Annotated in this window: 13 protein-coding genes and 1 tRNA gene; 7 read left to right on the top strand and 7 right to left on the bottom strand. The window is 67.5% G+C overall.

From position 1 onward, the window contains the following. The first annotated feature begins 35 nt into the window (after positions 1–35). Positions 36–2771, top strand: coding sequence for a preprotein translocase subunit SecA (gene secA, locus CKCBHOJB_RS03890; protein ID WP_281050724.1), 2736 nt, complete (start codon positions 36–38; stop codon positions 2769–2771). Positions 2772–2793: 22 nt separating this feature from the next. Next, on the top strand, positions 2794–4032 hold the full coding sequence (argJ, locus tag CKCBHOJB_RS03895) for a bifunctional glutamate N-acetyltransferase/amino-acid acetyltransferase ArgJ (protein ID WP_281050725.1): 1239 nt from the start codon (positions 2794–2796) through the stop codon (positions 4030–4032). Positions 4033–4132: 100 nt separating this feature from the next. On the opposite strand, the gene apaG is transcribed toward argJ, so the two are convergent. Next, on the bottom strand, positions 4133–4516 hold the full coding sequence (apaG, locus tag CKCBHOJB_RS03900) for a Co2+/Mg2+ efflux protein ApaG (RefSeq protein ID WP_281050726.1): 384 nt from the start codon (positions 4514–4516) through the stop codon (positions 4133–4135). 67 nt (positions 4517–4583) lie between these two features. On the opposite strand from apaG, the gene purB reads away from it, so the two are divergent. After that, positions 4584–5960 (top strand): adenylosuccinate lyase, encoded by a 1377-nt coding sequence (purB, locus tag CKCBHOJB_RS03905; RefSeq protein WP_281050727.1) that lies wholly within the window; start codon positions 4584–4586, stop codon positions 5958–5960. A gap of 85 nt (positions 5961–6045) precedes the next feature. Continuing rightward, complete coding sequence (locus tag CKCBHOJB_RS03910) at positions 6046–6363, top strand: DUF2322 family protein (RefSeq protein WP_281050728.1); 318 nt, start codon at positions 6046–6048, stop codon at positions 6361–6363. A 280-nt stretch (positions 6364–6643) separates the two neighbouring features. On the opposite strand, the gene secF is transcribed toward CKCBHOJB_RS03910, so the two are convergent. The 5 genes from secF to queA all read right to left on the bottom strand — a co-directional run bounded on the left by secF (position 6644) and on the right by queA (position 12221). Then, positions 6644–7576 (bottom strand): protein translocase subunit SecF, encoded by a 933-nt coding sequence (gene secF / locus CKCBHOJB_RS03915; RefSeq protein ID WP_281050729.1) that lies wholly within the window; start codon positions 7574–7576, stop codon positions 6644–6646. Between the two features lie 27 nt (positions 7577–7603). After that, on the bottom strand, positions 7604–9469 hold the full coding sequence (gene secD / locus CKCBHOJB_RS03920; RefSeq protein ID WP_281050730.1) for a protein translocase subunit SecD: 1866 nt from the start codon (positions 9467–9469) through the stop codon (positions 7604–7606). Positions 9470–9623: 154 nt separating this feature from the next. Then, positions 9624–9950 (bottom strand): preprotein translocase subunit YajC, encoded by a 327-nt coding sequence (gene yajC, locus CKCBHOJB_RS03925; RefSeq protein WP_281050731.1) that lies wholly within the window; start codon positions 9948–9950, stop codon positions 9624–9626. A gap of 92 nt (positions 9951–10042) precedes the next feature. Continuing rightward, positions 10043–11155 (bottom strand): tRNA guanosine(34) transglycosylase Tgt, encoded by a 1113-nt coding sequence (gene tgt, locus CKCBHOJB_RS03930; RefSeq protein ID WP_281050732.1) that lies wholly within the window; start codon positions 11153–11155, stop codon positions 10043–10045. Beyond that, entirely contained in the window at positions 11145–12221 is a 1077-nt protein-coding gene (gene queA / locus CKCBHOJB_RS03935; protein WP_281050733.1) for a tRNA preQ1(34) S-adenosylmethionine ribosyltransferase-isomerase QueA, read from the bottom strand. The genes tgt and queA overlap by 11 nt, the downstream gene beginning before the upstream one ends. 124 nt (positions 12222–12345) lie before the next feature. On the opposite strand from queA, the gene CKCBHOJB_RS03940 reads away from it, so the two are divergent. After that, positions 12346–12430, top strand: a tRNA-Leu gene (locus CKCBHOJB_RS03940). 101 nt (positions 12431–12531) lie between these two features. Here CKCBHOJB_RS03940 and nhaR read toward each other — a convergent pair. Beyond that, positions 12532–13428, bottom strand: coding sequence for a transcriptional activator NhaR (gene nhaR / locus CKCBHOJB_RS03945; protein ID WP_281050734.1), 897 nt, complete (start codon positions 13426–13428; stop codon positions 12532–12534). Positions 13429–13580: 152 nt separating this feature from the next. On the opposite strand from nhaR, the gene CKCBHOJB_RS03950 reads away from it, so the two are divergent. Both CKCBHOJB_RS03950 and CKCBHOJB_RS03955 read left to right on the top strand, forming a co-directional pair. Beyond that, positions 13581–13925, top strand: coding sequence for an HPF/RaiA family ribosome-associated protein (locus CKCBHOJB_RS03950; RefSeq protein WP_281050735.1), 345 nt, complete (start codon positions 13581–13583; stop codon positions 13923–13925). Between the two features lie 65 nt (positions 13926–13990). Next, on the top strand, positions 13991–14656 hold the full coding sequence (locus CKCBHOJB_RS03955; RefSeq protein ID WP_281050736.1) for a Bax inhibitor-1/YccA family protein: 666 nt from the start codon (positions 13991–13993) through the stop codon (positions 14654–14656). Position 14657: the final 1 nt, after the last annotated feature.

The raw sequence follows: 14657 nt of genomic DNA on the forward strand, positions 1-14657 counted from the left end.
TCTTGCCTTTGCCGAATCGACGTCGAACCCAAAACATGATCTCCGGCCTGCTCAAGAAAATCTTCGGTAGTCGCAACGACCGCCTCGTCCGCCAGTACATGAACACCGTGCGCAAGATCAACGCCCTCGAGGGCGACATCTCCGCACTGTCCGACGAGGCGCTGCGCGGCAAGACCGCCGAATTCAAGCAGCGCCTGGCGAGCGGAGAGACCCTCGACGCCCTGCTGCCCGAGGCCTTCGCGGTCGTGCGCGAGGCCGGCAAGCGCGTCCATGGCATGCGCCACTTCGACGTGCAACTCGTCGGCGGCATGGTGCTGCACAACGGCAAGATCGCCGAGATGCGCACCGGCGAGGGCAAGACCCTGGTCGCCACGCTGCCCGCCTACCTCAACGCGCTGTCCGGCAAGGGCGTGCACGTGATCACGGTGAACGACTACCTCGCCAGCCGCGACGCCGACTGGATGGGCCGCATCTACGGCTTCCTCGGCCTGACCACCGGCTGCAACCTGTCGCGCATGACGCACGAGCAGAAGCAGGCGGCCTACGCGGCGGACATCACCTACGGCACCAACAACGAGTTCGGCTTCGACTACCTGCGCGACAACATGGTGTATGCGGTGCACGAGCGCGTGCAGCACGGCCTGAACTTCGCCATCGTCGACGAGGTGGACTCCATCCTGATCGACGAGGCGCGCACCCCGCTGATCATTTCCGGCCAGGCCGAGGATCACACCGAGCTCTACCTGAAGATGAACCAGGTCGCGCCGATGCTCAAGCAGCAGCAGGGCGGCCTCGACGACAAGGACGAGGTGCTCGAGCCCGGCGACTACACCGTCGACCTGAAATCGCACCAGGTGCTGCTGACCGAGCAGGGCCACGAGACCGCCGAGCAGATCCTGGTGCGCATGGGCCTGCTCGCCGAGGGCGCCGGCCTCTACGATCCGGCCAACATCCTGCTGGTGCACCACCTCTACGCCGCGCTGCGCGCGCATGCGCTGTACCACCGCGACCAGCAGTACGTGGTGCAGAACGGCGAGGTCGTGATCGTCGACGAATTCACCGGCCGCCTGATGCCCGGCCGGCGCTGGTCCGACGGCCTGCACCAGGCGGTCGAGGCCAAGGAAGGCGTGCGCATCCAGGCCGAGAACCAGACCCTGGCCTCGATCACCTTCCAGAACTACTTCCGCATGTACGGCAAGCTCGCCGGCATGACCGGCACGGCCGACACCGAGGCCTTCGAGTTCCAGCAGACCTACGGCCTCGAGACCGTGGTCATCCCGACCAACCGGCCGATGCGGCGCAGGGACGAGAACGACAAGGTCTACCGCACCGCGAAGGAAAAGTGGGATGCGGTGATCGAGGACATCCGCGGCTGCGTCGAGCGCGGCCAGCCGGTGCTGGTGGGCACGACCTCCATCGAGACCAACGAATTCCTCTCCGGCGTGCTGAAGAAGGCGAAGGTCGAGCACCAGGTGCTCAACGCCAAGCAGCACGAGAGCGAGGCGCAGATCGTCGCCCAGGCCGGTCGTCCGGGCATGGTCACCATCGCCACCAACATGGCCGGCCGCGGCACCGACATCGTGCTCGGCGGCAACGTCGAGAAGCCGGTCGCCGCGGTGCGCGAGGACGAGAGCCTGTCCGATGCCGACAAGGAAGCGAAGATCGCCGCGATGCGCGCCGAGTGGCAGAAGGTCCACGACCAGGTGATCGCCAACGGCGGCCTGCACATCATCGGCACCGAGCGTCACGAATCCCGCCGCATCGACAACCAGCTGCGTGGCCGTTCCGGCCGCCAGGGCGACCCGGGCTCCAGCCGCTTCTACCTGTCGCTGGAAGATCCGCTGATGAAGATCTTCGCCGGCGAGCGCCTGAACGCGATCATGGTGCGGCTGAAGATGCCCGAGGGCGAGGCGATCGAGCACGGCATGGTGACGCGCTCGCTCGAGTCCGCACAGCGCAAGGTGGAGCAGCGCAACTTCGACATCCGCAAGCAGCTGCTGGAGTACGACGACGTCGCCAACGACCAGCGCAAGGTCATCTACCAGCAGCGCAACGAGCTGCTCGAGAGCGAGGACATCTCCGAGACCATCCGCGCGATGCGCCAGGGCGTGCTGCACGACATCTTCCGCCGCTACGTGCCGGTCGACAGCGTCGAGGAGCAGTGGGAGATCCCCGCGCTCGAGCAGGCGCTGCTGTCCGAGTGCCAGCTGCGGGTGCCGGTGGGCGAATGGCTCAAGGCCGAGCCCAGCCTCGACGACGAGGCCATTCTCGAGCGTGTCATCCAGGCCGGCGAGGAGACCTACGCCGCCAAGACCGCGATCGTCGATCCGGCCGCCTGGCACCAGTTCGAGCGCAACGTGATGCTGCAGAGCCTCGACACCCATTGGCGCGAGCATCTGGCTGCGCTCGACCACCTGCGCCAGGGCATCCACCTGCGCGGCTATGCGCAGAAGAACCCGAAGCAGGAATACAAGCGCGAGGCCTTCGAACTCTTCGAGACCCTGCTCGACACCGTGCGCGCCGACGTCACCAAGGTGCTGATGACCGTGCAGATCCGCGCCGAGTCGCAGCTCGAGCAGGCCGAGGTGCCGCCGCAGGTCGAGAACGTGCAGTACCAGCACGCCGACTACGACGAGGCGCTGGGCAAGGCCGAAGGCGCCGAGGCCGGCGCGCAGCCGCAGCTCAATGCCGGGCCCAAGGTCGGCCGCAACGACCCCTGCCCCTGCGGCTCGGGCAAGAAGTACAAGCACTGCCACGGCAAACTGAACTGATCCCTTCGCTCCGGAGAACCGCATGGCCGTCAATCTCGTCACCCCGAACCCCGCCGATCTGAAGCCCGTCGCGGGCGTGCGCCTCGGCGTCGCCGAGGCCGGCATCCGCAAGGCCAACCGCCGCGACCTCACCGTGATCGAGCTCGCCGCGGGCAGCCGCGTCGCCGGCGTGTTCACGAAGAACCGCTTCTGCGCCGCGCCGGTGCAGGTGTGCAAGGCGCATCTGGTGGGCGGGACGATCCGCGCGCTGGTGATCAACACCGGCGTGGCCAACGCCGGCACCGGCGAGCCGGGCCTGGCCAATGCGCAGGCCACCTGCGCGGCGCTGGCGCAGCAGATGGGGATCGAGGCCGGGCAGGTGCTGCCGTTCTCGACCGGGGTGATCCTCGAGCCGCTGCCGGTGGACCGCCTGGTCGCCGGCCTGCCGAAGGCGGTCGCCGACCTGCGCGCCGACGGCTGGTTCGACGCCGCGCACGCGATCATGACCACCGATACCCTGGCCAAGGCGGTGTCGAGGCAGGTGCAGATCGGCGGCAGGACGGTGACGCTGACCGGCATCAGCAAGGGCGCCGGCATGATCAAGCCCAACATGGCGACCATGCTCGGTTTCCTGGCCTGCGATGCCGCGGTGTCGCAGGCGCTGCTCGACGGCCTGGCCAGGGAGGCGGCCGATCTGTCCTTCAACAGCATCACCGTCGATGGCGACACCTCGACCAACGACTCCTTCATCGTCATTGCCACTGGCGCCGCCGGCAACGCCGAGATCACCGACGCCGCCAGCGCCGACTACAAGGTGCTGCGCGACGCGGTGATCGAGGTATCGATCGCGCTCGCCCAGGCCATCGTGCGCGACGGCGAGGGCGCGACCAAGTTCATGACGATCGCGGTGGAAGGCGGCAAGGACCGCGACGAATGCCGCAAGGTGGCCTACGCGGTGGCGCATTCGCCGCTGGTCAAGACCGCCTTCTTCGCCTCCGACCCCAACCTCGGCCGCATCCTGGCGGCGATCGGCTACGCGGGTGTCGACGATCTCGACGTCTCGAAGCTGCGCGTGTGGCTCGGCAACCCGGACGAATCGGTGCTGGTCGCCGAGCACGGCGGGCGCGCGGCGAGCTACGTCGAGGAAGCGGGTTCCCGGATCATGAAGCACGCCGAACTGACGGTGCGCATCGATCTCGCGCGCGGCGCGGCGGCCGCCACCGTGTGGACCTGCGACTTTTCCTACGACTACGTGAAGATCAACGCCGACTACCGCTCCTGATCTTCATGCCCTTCGCCTCGCGCTGAAGGGCTCGGGCTCGGCAAAAGCAGACCGGCGCACCCCTGACGGGCGGCGCCGGTCTGCTTTTCAGCCGGCTCGTTCAGTGCAGCATCCGCGGCATCGCCAGCATGAAAGGCGCGATCGGGGCGTCGAAGGCATGATCGTCGGCGGCGACCATGTGGTAGCTGCCATGCATCGTTCCCACCGGCGTGGCCAGCACACAGCCGCTGGTGTAGCGGAAGTGCTCGCCGGGGGCGAGCAGGGGTTGCTCGCCGATCACGCCCTGGCCGTGCACTTCCTGAGCCTTGTTGTTGCCGTCCGTGATCACCCAGTGGCGCGCCACCAGGCGTGCCGCCACCGTGCCGGTGTTGCGGATGGTGATGTGATAGGCGAACACGTAGTGCTCGTCCTCCGGTCTCGACTGCTCGGCGACGTATTCGGCGATCGTCGTGACTTCGATCTGATAGCGCTCGTCGGTGTTCACGGTTTTTTGTTCTCTGTCAGCGAAGGGGGAGGCGTTAAAATAGCAGCTTTTTCCGGAAGCCCACGCCATGTCGAACGCCGCACCGTCTCCGCTCACCGCCCTGTCTCCGCTCGATGGCCGCTATCACGGCAAGGTCGCCGGCCTGCGCGCGCACTTCTCGGAGCACGGGCTGATCCGCAACCGCGTGCGCGTCGAGGTCGAATGGCTGAAGGCGCTCGCCGCCGAGCCCGCGCTGGCGGAGATCGCACCCTTCTCGGCGGCCACCGTGGCGGAGCTCGATGCGGTGGTGGCGAACTTCTCGACCGATGACGGCGAGGCGGTGAAGGCGATCGAGGCCACCACCAACCACGACGTCAAGGCCATGGAGTACTGGCTCAAGAAGCGCCTCGGCCACAACGCCGAGGTGATGAAGGTGTCCGAGTTCATCCACTTCGCGTGCACCTCGGAAGACATCAACAACACCTCGCACGCGCTGATGCTGCAGGAAGGTCGCGACCAGGTGCTGCTGCCCGCGCTCGACGCGGTGATCGCGCGCTTCCGCGAACTCGCCCATGCGCTTGCCGACCTGCCGATGCTGTCGCGCACCCACGGCCAGCCCGCCAGCCCGACCACGCTCGGCAAGGAGATGGCCAACATCGCCGCGCGCCTGATGCGCGTCCGCGCCGTCATCGCCGGTGTCGCCATGTGCGCCAAGTTCAACGGTGCGGTGGGCAACTACAACGCCCACCTGTCGGCCTGGCCGGCATTCGACTGGGAAGGCTTCAACCGCCGCTTCATCGAGTCGCTCGGCCTGACCTTCAACGAATACACGATCCAGATCGAGCCGCACGACGCCATGGCCGAGCTCTTCGACGCCATCGCCCGCGGCAACACCATGCTGATCGACGCCTGCCGCGATATCTGGATGTACATCTCGCTGGGCTACTTCAAGCAGAAGTTGAAGGAAGGCGAGGTCGGCTCCTCGACCATGCCGCACAAGGTCAATCCGATCGACTTCGAGAACGCCGAGGGCAACTTCGGCCTCGCCAACGCGGTGCTCAAGCACTTCTCCGAGAAGCTGCCGATCTCGCGCATGCAGCGCGACCTCACCGACTCCACCGTGCTGCGCAACATGGGCGTGGGCTTCGGCCACACCGTGCTCGCGCTCGACAGCTGCCTGCGCGGGCTGGGCAAGCTCGAGGCCGATCCGGCGCGCCTGGCGGCCGATCTCGACGAGTGCTGGGAAGTGCTCGCCGAGCCGGTGCAGACGGTGATGCGCCGCTACGGCATCGCCAACCCCTACGAGCAGCTGAAGGCCATGACCCGCGGCAAGGGCATCACCCGCGAGGCGCTGCAGGATTTCATCCGCACCCTGGCCATCCCCGCCGAGGCCCGCGACCACCTGCTGGCGATGACGCCGGCGAGCTATGTCGGCAAGGCCGCCGAACTCGCCCGCCGTATCTGAGCCACGCCCGAACCCGCCGGCCGCATGCCGGCGCCTATCCCGACGCCACCTTCGCGGTGGCGTTTTCACGACAAGGAGTTCCCGAATGGCCTTCGCCGACAACCTAAAGACCCTGCCCGGCGTGTCCCACCTCGCCGCGCTGAACCTGACCGACGCCGCCGATGCGGTCGTCGCCACGATCGAGAACAAGCCCGGCCAGGCCGGCTCGCTGGCGGTGTACAACCATCTCGCCCAGCTCTACGGCGCGATCAGCCCCGAGGCGGCCAGGAAGGGCCTGGAGCTCTACGCCGAGCACACCGAGGACGCCCGCGCCAACCCGGGCAAGCACCCCAACATCGACCGCCTGATCGGGCTGATCGAGCGCGGGGAGACGCTCAGGGTGAAGCAGGTGTTTGCGGTCTGAGGTGTGGCATGTCGTGATGGCTTGTGCGGCGGCCGCAGCATTGTCCGACGGTGGGCATTTGCGCGGCGCCGGTCCGGCCACGGGGCCGGGGCGGCGCTCGCCGCCTGCACTCGCGGCCCTTCGCTCCGCTTCGGGCTGCCCTCGGTGGAGGACGCCGCCCCGACCCCGTGTCCTATCGTCTGCACGGGTCATGAGCGCGAAAGGCCGCAACGTGCGCTGTGCTGGCAGGAAAGACAAAGGCGCCCGCAGGCGCCTTTGTCGTTTCCGGGAGAGCGCGGCCTCAGACCACCGCCTCTTCCTTCTCCTTCTTCGGCTTGATGAACTGCTCGCGCGACACCCCCAGCCACATCACCAGCGGGCTCGCCACCAGCACCGAGGAATAGATGCCGAAGCAGATGCCGATCGTCAGCGCCAGCGAGAAGTAGTACAGCGTTTCGCCGCCGAAGATCAGCATCGACAGCACCATCACCTGCGTGCTGCCGTGGGTGATCACGGTGCGCGAGATCGTGCTCGTGATCGCGTGGTCCAGCACCTGCGGCGTGCTCATGTTGCGCTTCTTCTTGAAAGTCTCGCGCACGCGGTCGAACACCACCACCGACTCGTTCACCGAATAGCCCAGCACCGCCAGCACCGCGGCCAGCACCGGGAGCGAGAACTCCCACTGGAAGAACGCGAAGAAGCCCAGGATGATGATGATGTCGTGGAGGTTGGCGATGATCGCCGACACCGCGAATCGCCACTCGAAGCGCAGCGCCAAGTAGATCATGATGCCGCCGATCACCAGCAGCAGCGCCATCGAGCCGTCGGCGGCGAGTTCCTTGCCCACCTGCGGGCCGACGAACTCCACTCGGCGCAGTTCCGGTGCCGGACCGCCGATCTGCGCGAGCGTGTTCATCACCGTCTCGGACACGCGTGCGGTCTCCATGCCCTCGCGGTTGGGCAGGCGGATCAGCAGGTCGCGCGCGCTGCCGAAGTTCTGCACCTGCGCGTCAGGGTAGCCGCTGCTGGCCAGCGCCGTGCGGATCGGTTCGAGCTGCGGCGCCTCGGCATAGCTCACCTCGACCAGCGTGCCGCCGGTGAATTCCACCGACAGGTGCAGGCCGCGGGTGGTGAGGAAGAACACCGCGAGCACGAAGGTGAGCAACGAAATGACGTTGAACACCAGCGCGTGGCGCATGAACGGGATGTCTTTCTTGATGCGGAAGAATTCCATGATCGTGTTTCCTGTGCGTTCGTCCGCTTACTTGCTTTCCGGCTTCCACACCTGGCCGATCGACAGGCTGTCGACCTTGCGACGGCGGCCGTAGATGAAGTTCACCAGCATCCGCGACACCAGGATCGCGCTGAACATCGAGGTCAGGATGCCCAGGCAGTGCACCACCGCGAAGCCGCGCACCGGGCCGGAGCCGAACACCAGCAGGGCGATGCCCGCGATCAGCGTGGTGATGTTGGAGTCGAGGATGGTGTCCCAGGCGCGGTCGTAACCGGCGGCGATCGCCGCCTGCGGGCTGGCGCCGTTGCGCAGTTCCTCGCGGATGCGCTCGTTGATCAGCACGTTGGCGTCGATCGCCATGCCGAGCGTCAGCGCCATCGCGGCGATGCCGGGCAGGGTCAGCGTGGCCTGCAGCAGCGACAGCAGCGCCACCAGCAGCAGCAGGTTGGCGGCGAGCGCGATCGACGACACCAGGCCGAACAGCAGGTAGTAGGCGCACATGAACGCGACGATGGCGAGGAAGCCCCACAGCGTCGAGTTGAAGCCCTTCTGGATGTTCTCCGCACCCAGGCTGGGGCCGACGGTGCGTTCCTCGATGATCTCCATCGGCGCCGCGAGCGAACCGGCGCGCAGCAGCAGCGCGACGTCGTTGGCCTCCACCGTGCTCATGCGGCCCGAAATCTGCACGCGCCCGCCGCCGATCTCGCTGCGGATCACCGGCGCGGTAACGACCTCGCCCTTGCCCTTCTCGAACAACAGGATGGCCATGCGTTTGCCGACGCTCTCGCGCGTGACGTCGCGGAAGATGCGCGCGCCGGCGGCGTCCAGCGTCAGATGCACCGCGGGCTCGTTGGTCTGGCCGTCGAAGCCGGGCTGGGCGTCGGTGAGACGGTCGCCGGTGAGCACGACCTGCTTCTTCACCAGCAGCGGCGAGCCGCCGCGCTCGTTGTAGAGCTCGGTGCCGAAGGGCACGCTGCCGGCGAGCGCCTGCTCGATCGCGCCCGGGGTGTCGTCCACCATGCGCACTTCCAGGGTGGCGGTGCGGCCGAGGATGTCCTTGGCCTTGGCCACGTCCTGCACGCCGGGCAGCTGCACGACGATGCGCTCGGCGCCCTGCTGCTGGATCACCGGCTCGGCCACGCCGAGCTCGTTGATGCGGTTGTGCAGGGTGGTGATGTTCTGCTTGATGGCGAAGTCGCGCATCGTCTGCTGCGCCTGCGCGGTCAGCGTGGCGATCAGCTTGAGGTCGTCGTCGGCATCGTTGCGCTCGGCGAGCTGCAGGTCGGCGGTGCTGTCCTGGATGGCGCGGCGGCCGGCTTCGCGCTGTGCGGTGTCGCGGAAGCGGATCACCACGGTGTTGCCTTCGCGGGTGATACCGGCGTGGCGAACGTTCTTGTCGCGCATCAGGGTGCGCAGGTCGCCGGTAGTGGCGTCGAGACGCTTGACCAGCGCGCCCGGCATGTCGACCTCGAGCAGGAAATGCACGCCGCCGCGCAGGTCGAGGCCGAGATACATCGGCAGCGCCTGGATGGAGGTCAGCCAGCTCGGCGAGGCCGACAGCAGGTTGAGCGCGACCACATAGGAGGGGTCGGTCGGATCGGGGTTGAAAGCCTGCTCGATGACATCCTTGGCGCGCAGCTGGGTCTCGGTGTCGGCGAAGCGGGCGCGCACGCTGGTGGGGTCGGAGAAGATGCCGGTGTGTTCGATGCCGGCCGTCTTCAGCGCACCCGCGATGCGGTCGGTCGTGGCCGCGGCGTCGAGCTTGAGCGTGGCCTTGGCGCTGGACACCTGCACCGCCGGCACCTCGCCGTAGAAATTGGGCAGGGTGTAGATCAGACCCCAGAGCAGCACGAGGCCGATCAGGAGGTTCTTCCAGAGTGGATAGCGATTCATCGTCGGCGGGAAAGTGGATGGAGCGGGCCCTGCTGCGGCAGGGATCCGACAGGTCGTGCGCGAATCGACGCACAGGACCGGACAGCGGCGATGGCGGCCGGCAGCGGGCCGGCGGCAGGCTGGCGGGCGGGCCGCCAGTCGCCGTGCCGGGGTATTACAGCGCCTTCAGCGTGCCCTTGGGCAGCACGGTGGCCACGGCCTGCTTCTGCACGGCGACCACGGTGTTGGCGGCGATTTCGAGCTGGACGAAGCTGTCGCCGACTTCGATCACGCGGCCGGCCATGCCACCGCCGGTGACGACCTCGTCACCCTTGGCGAGCGCCTCGACCATGGCCTTGTGTTCCTTCGCGCGCTTCATTTGCGGGCGGATCATCAGGAACCACAGCACCACGAACATCAGGATCAGGGGCAGCAGGCCCATCAGGCCGCCGGTCGGATCGGCAGCGCCTGCGGCTTGGGCGTAGGCATTGGAAATCAGCACGTTGAAACTCCAGTTGGACAAAAAAGCGATGAAGTATAGCAGTAGCCGGCAAGGCTCCCGGGACGGGTGAGACGGCGCGCGCGGCGAAGGGTTCAGCCCGTGCCGGTGGCGCGCTCGCGGCGGAAGCGCTGCACGTAGGCGGCGAAGGTGCCGGCAGCGATGGCATCGCGCAGCTCGGCGGTCAGCGTCTGGTAGTAGCGCAGGTTGTGCACGGTGTTGAGCATGCTGCCGAGGATTTCGCCGGTGCGGTGCAGGTGGTGCAGGTAGGCGCGGCTGAAGTTGCGGCAGGTGTAGCAGTCGCAGGACGGGTCCAGCGGTCGGGTGTCGGCCTTGTGCACCGCGTTCTTGATCTTGATGTCGCCGTAGCGGGTGAACAGCCAGCCGTTGCGCGCATTGCGGGTGGGCATCACGCAGTCGAACATGTCGATGCCGGCGGCCACGCCGTCCACGATGTCTTCCGGTGTGCCGACGCCCATCAGGTAGCGCGGCTTGCCTTGCGGCAGGCGCGGCGCGGTGTGGGCGAGGATGCGTGCCATGTCCTCCTTCGGTTCGCCGACCGACAGGCCGCCGATGGCGAAGCCGTGGAAGCCGATCTCTTCCAGCGCCGCCTGCGATTCGTCGCGCAGATCCTCGTACATGCCGCCCTGCACGATGCCGAACAGCGCGTTGGTGTTCTCCAGGCGATCGAACTCGTCGCGCGAGCGCCTGGCCCAGCGCTGCGACAGGCGCATCGACTTCGCCGCCTCGTCGCGGGTGGCGGGGTAGGGCGTACATTCGTCGAAGATCATCACGATGTCCGAGTTCAGCACGCTCTGGATCTGCATCGAGATCTCGGGGGTCAGGAACAGCTTCGCGCCGTCGATCGGGCTGGCGAACTTGACGCCCTCCTCGCTGATCTTGCGCAGCGCACCCAGGCTGAACACCTGGAAGCCGCCCGAGTCGGTGAGGATCGGCTTGTCCCAGGCCATGAAGCGGTGCAGGCCCTGGTGCGCGGCGATGATGTCCAGCCCCGGGCGCAGCCACAGGTGGAAGGTGTTGCCGAGACAGATCTGCGCCCCGATGTCGGCGAGCATGGCCGGCGTCATCGCCTTGACCGTGCCGTAGGTGCCGACCGGCATGAAGACCGGGGTTTCGACCACGCCGTGGGCGAGGGTCAGGCGGCCGCGGCGGGCGCCGCCGTCGGTGGTGAGGAGTTCAAACTGCATCGTCGTTGTTGTCGTTGTCGGCGTCGTTGCGGCGGGTGATGAACATCGCGTCGCCGTAGCTGAAGAAGCGGTAGCGCTGCTCGACCGCATGGCTGTAGGCGCGGCGGATGCCGTCCATGCCGGCGAAGGCGGAGACCAGCATCAGCAGCGTGGATTTGGGCAGGTGGAAGTTGGTGACCAGCGCATCGACGACCTTGAAGCGGAAGCCGGGGAGGATGAAGATCTCGGTCTCGCCGCTGCCGGCCTCGAGCGGGCCGTCCTGCGCGGCGGCCTCGAGCGCGCGCATGCTGGTGGTGCCCACCGCGATCACCCGGCCGCCGGCGGCGCGGGTGGCGGCGATCGCGTCCACGGTCTCCTGCGGGATCACGTAGCGCTCGCGGTGCATGCGGTGTTCGCCGAGGTCGTCGACGCGCACCGGCTGGAAGGTGCCGGCGCCGACGTGCAGGGTCAGCCAGGCGCATTTCGCGCCGCGCGCCGCGATGTGCTCGAGCAGCGCCTCGTCGAAATGCAGGCCGGCGGTGGGGGCCGCGACGGAGCCGGGTTCGCGTGCATAGACCGTCTGGTAGCGCGCTTCGTCGGCTTCGCCGGCAGCGCGCTGGATGTAGGGCGGCAGCGGCAGCTTGCCGTGGCGCTCGAGCAGCGCAATCAGCTCTTCGCCAGCGGGAAAGCGCAGGTGGTAGAACTCGCCGACGCGGCCGAGCACCTCGACCTCGAAGGCGTCGGCCAGGCGCAGGCGGCTGCCGGTCTTCGGCGACTTGCTCGCGCGCACCTGGGCGAGCGCCTCGTGCGGGCCGACCGCGCGTTCGATCAGCACCTCGACCTGGCCGCCGCTGTCCTTGACCCCATGCAGGCGGGCATGGATCACGCGCGTATCGTTGAACACGAACAGGTCGCCCGGACGGACGAGGTCCGCCAGGGCGGCGAAGCTGGCGTCGGCCAGGGTCGGTTGCGCGCCGGGGTTCGGGGTGAGCACGAGCAGCCGGCTCGCGCTGCGCTCGGCGAGCGGCGCCTGCGCGATCAGTTCCGCGGGAAGGGCGTAGTCGAAATCGTTGAGTTTGAGGGACATCGGGTTTCTCGGGGGGGCGATCGGCGGATCTGTAGCCTTGCCGGTGGCGGGCGAGCGGTTACGCACCCGGGGGCCCGGCCGGCTTGCCGGGCCGTGGCGTGTTCGTGGATAATGCCGCTCCCGTGCCGGGATGGCGGAATCGGTAGACGCAGCGGATTCAAAATCCGCCGCCGCAAGGTGTGTGGGTTCGAGTCCCACTCTCGGCACCAGCAGTTTCTTGTTGTGGATCGGCCGTGTGCTGCGCACGCCTCCTGTCGATCCGCCGCCGCTCAGGCCCGCGATTCTGGATCGACCGTGGCCGAAAATCAAATCACCCGAACTTCTGCTTCGCCGTCGCTGCCTCGCTGATCGCGCGCACGGCCGGATGCGTCAGCCTGCGCTCGACCGAGATCGCGTAATAGGTTTCGGTGACGCCGTCGGCGTCGCCGAGGTGGATCATCCCCGCCTGCCGGCACAGCTGCTCGCCGACCATGGACGCGCTCGGAAGGATTCCGGCGCCGGCTTCGGCGAAGGCGCGCATAAGCGCGCCGTCGTCGAATTCGCCGACGATGCGCGGGCGCAGGCCGGCGGCCTCGAACCAGCGCAGCAGCGGGCCGCGCACGCTGGCTTCCGTTCCGGGCAGCAGCAGGGGCGCGCCGTCGAGGCGGGCCGGGAAGGGGCCGTTCAGGCGCGCGGCGAGCGCGGGTGCGGCGTAGAAGCCGATCGTCGACTCCCCCAGCGCATGGCTGTAGCCGCGCACGTCCATGTTGGGCGGCAGCGGGCTGTCGGCGAGCACCACGTCGAGCTTGTGGATCGCCAGTTCGCCGAGTAGGGCGTCGAACTTGCCCTCGCGGCACACGATGCGCATCGGCTCGGGCAGGTCCATCGACGGCGCCAGCAGCAGCCAGGCGATCGCCTTCGGCACGACGTCGGCGATGCCGACCCGGAACGGCACCGCGCGTCCGGTGGCGCGGCTCTGCAGCGCCTCCTCCAGTTCGCTGCCGAGGCGGAAGATCTCCTCCGCGTAGTCCAGCACCATGCGTCCGGTCTCGGTCAGCATCAGACCGCGGCCCTGGCGCTTGAACAGGCTGACGCCGAGATCGGTCTCCAGCGTGGCGATCTGGCCGGACAGGGTCTGCGGCGCCAGCCCGGAACGTTCGGCCGCACGCACGATCCCACCGGCACGTGCCACCGTCCAGAAGTGGTGAAGCTGCTTGTAGTTGAGCATGGCGGGCGGTCCCTCCGGAGGCGGTGGTGATACTTCGTAAAAATCGGATCGAAATTCTGTTGAACTGAGATTTTATCGAACAGTCTGAGGGTTAGTATCCGTCGAGGCACAGGGCCCGACGGTGACTGTGCAATAACAGAAGGAGACTGGACATGCGTATCGACCTGCATTGCGATGGTGTGGAAGCGCCCCCGGGGCTGCGTGACTATGTGGCGCGCCGGATGCGGTTTGCGATCGGTCGCTTCCGCGACCACATCCAGTGGGCACGTGTGAAGGTGGCGGACGTCAACGGGCCCAAGGGCGGTGCGGACAAGCGCTGCGTGGTGCAGCTGCGGCTGCGCAACCTGCCCGACGTGGTGTTCGCGATCAACCAGTTCGAAGTGCGCGCCGCGGTCGATGAAGCGGCCGACCGCGTCGCCCGCGTGCTCGCCCAGCGCGTCCGCCGCAACCAGCGTCCGGCGCGCGTGGCTGCACCCATCGCCGCGTTGCCGGCCTGAAGCTGCCGTACCGATCGTCCCGACCCAAAACAACTCATCGATTCCCCACAGGAGGTCATCCGACCATGGAAAACCGTATCGCAACGATGCAGCGCGCCGAAGCCTCGGTGCTGCAGACCAACAAGGTCATCCGCAACACCTACATGCTGCTGTCGCTGACGCTGGCCTTCTCGGCGCTGACCGCCGGGCTGTCGATGGCGATGGGCGCGCCGCGCCTGGGCATCATCGTCACGCTGCTCGGCTACTTCGGCCTGCTGTTCGCCACCACCAAGTTCCGCAACAGCAGCCTCGGCATCGTGTTCGTGTTCGCGCTGACCGGTTTCATGGGCTTCACGCTCGGTCCGATCATCTCCGCCTACCTGTCGCTCCCCAACGGTAGCTCGATCGTGATGCAGGCGATGGCCGGCACCGCGGCGATCTTCCTCGGGCTGTCGGCATACGCGGTGACGAGCAAGAAGGACTTCTCGTTCATGGGCGGCTTCCTGATGGTGGGCATCCTGGTCGCCTTCCTGGCCGGCCTGGGCGCGATCTTCTTCGAGATCCCGGCGCTGTCGCTGACCGTGTCCGCCGCCTTCGTGCTGCTGATGTCGGGCCTGATCTTGTTCGAGACCAGCAACATCATCCACGGTGGCGAGACCAACTACATCATGGCCACGGTGTCGCTGTTCGTGTCGATCTTCAACCTCTTCACCAGCCTGCTGCACCTGCTGGGCTTCGCCAGCAACGAGTGAG

The organism is Thauera sp. GDN1 (assembly GCF_029223545.1).
In the GTDB taxonomy this organism is placed as follows: Bacteria; Pseudomonadota; Gammaproteobacteria; order Burkholderiales; family Rhodocyclaceae; genus Thauera.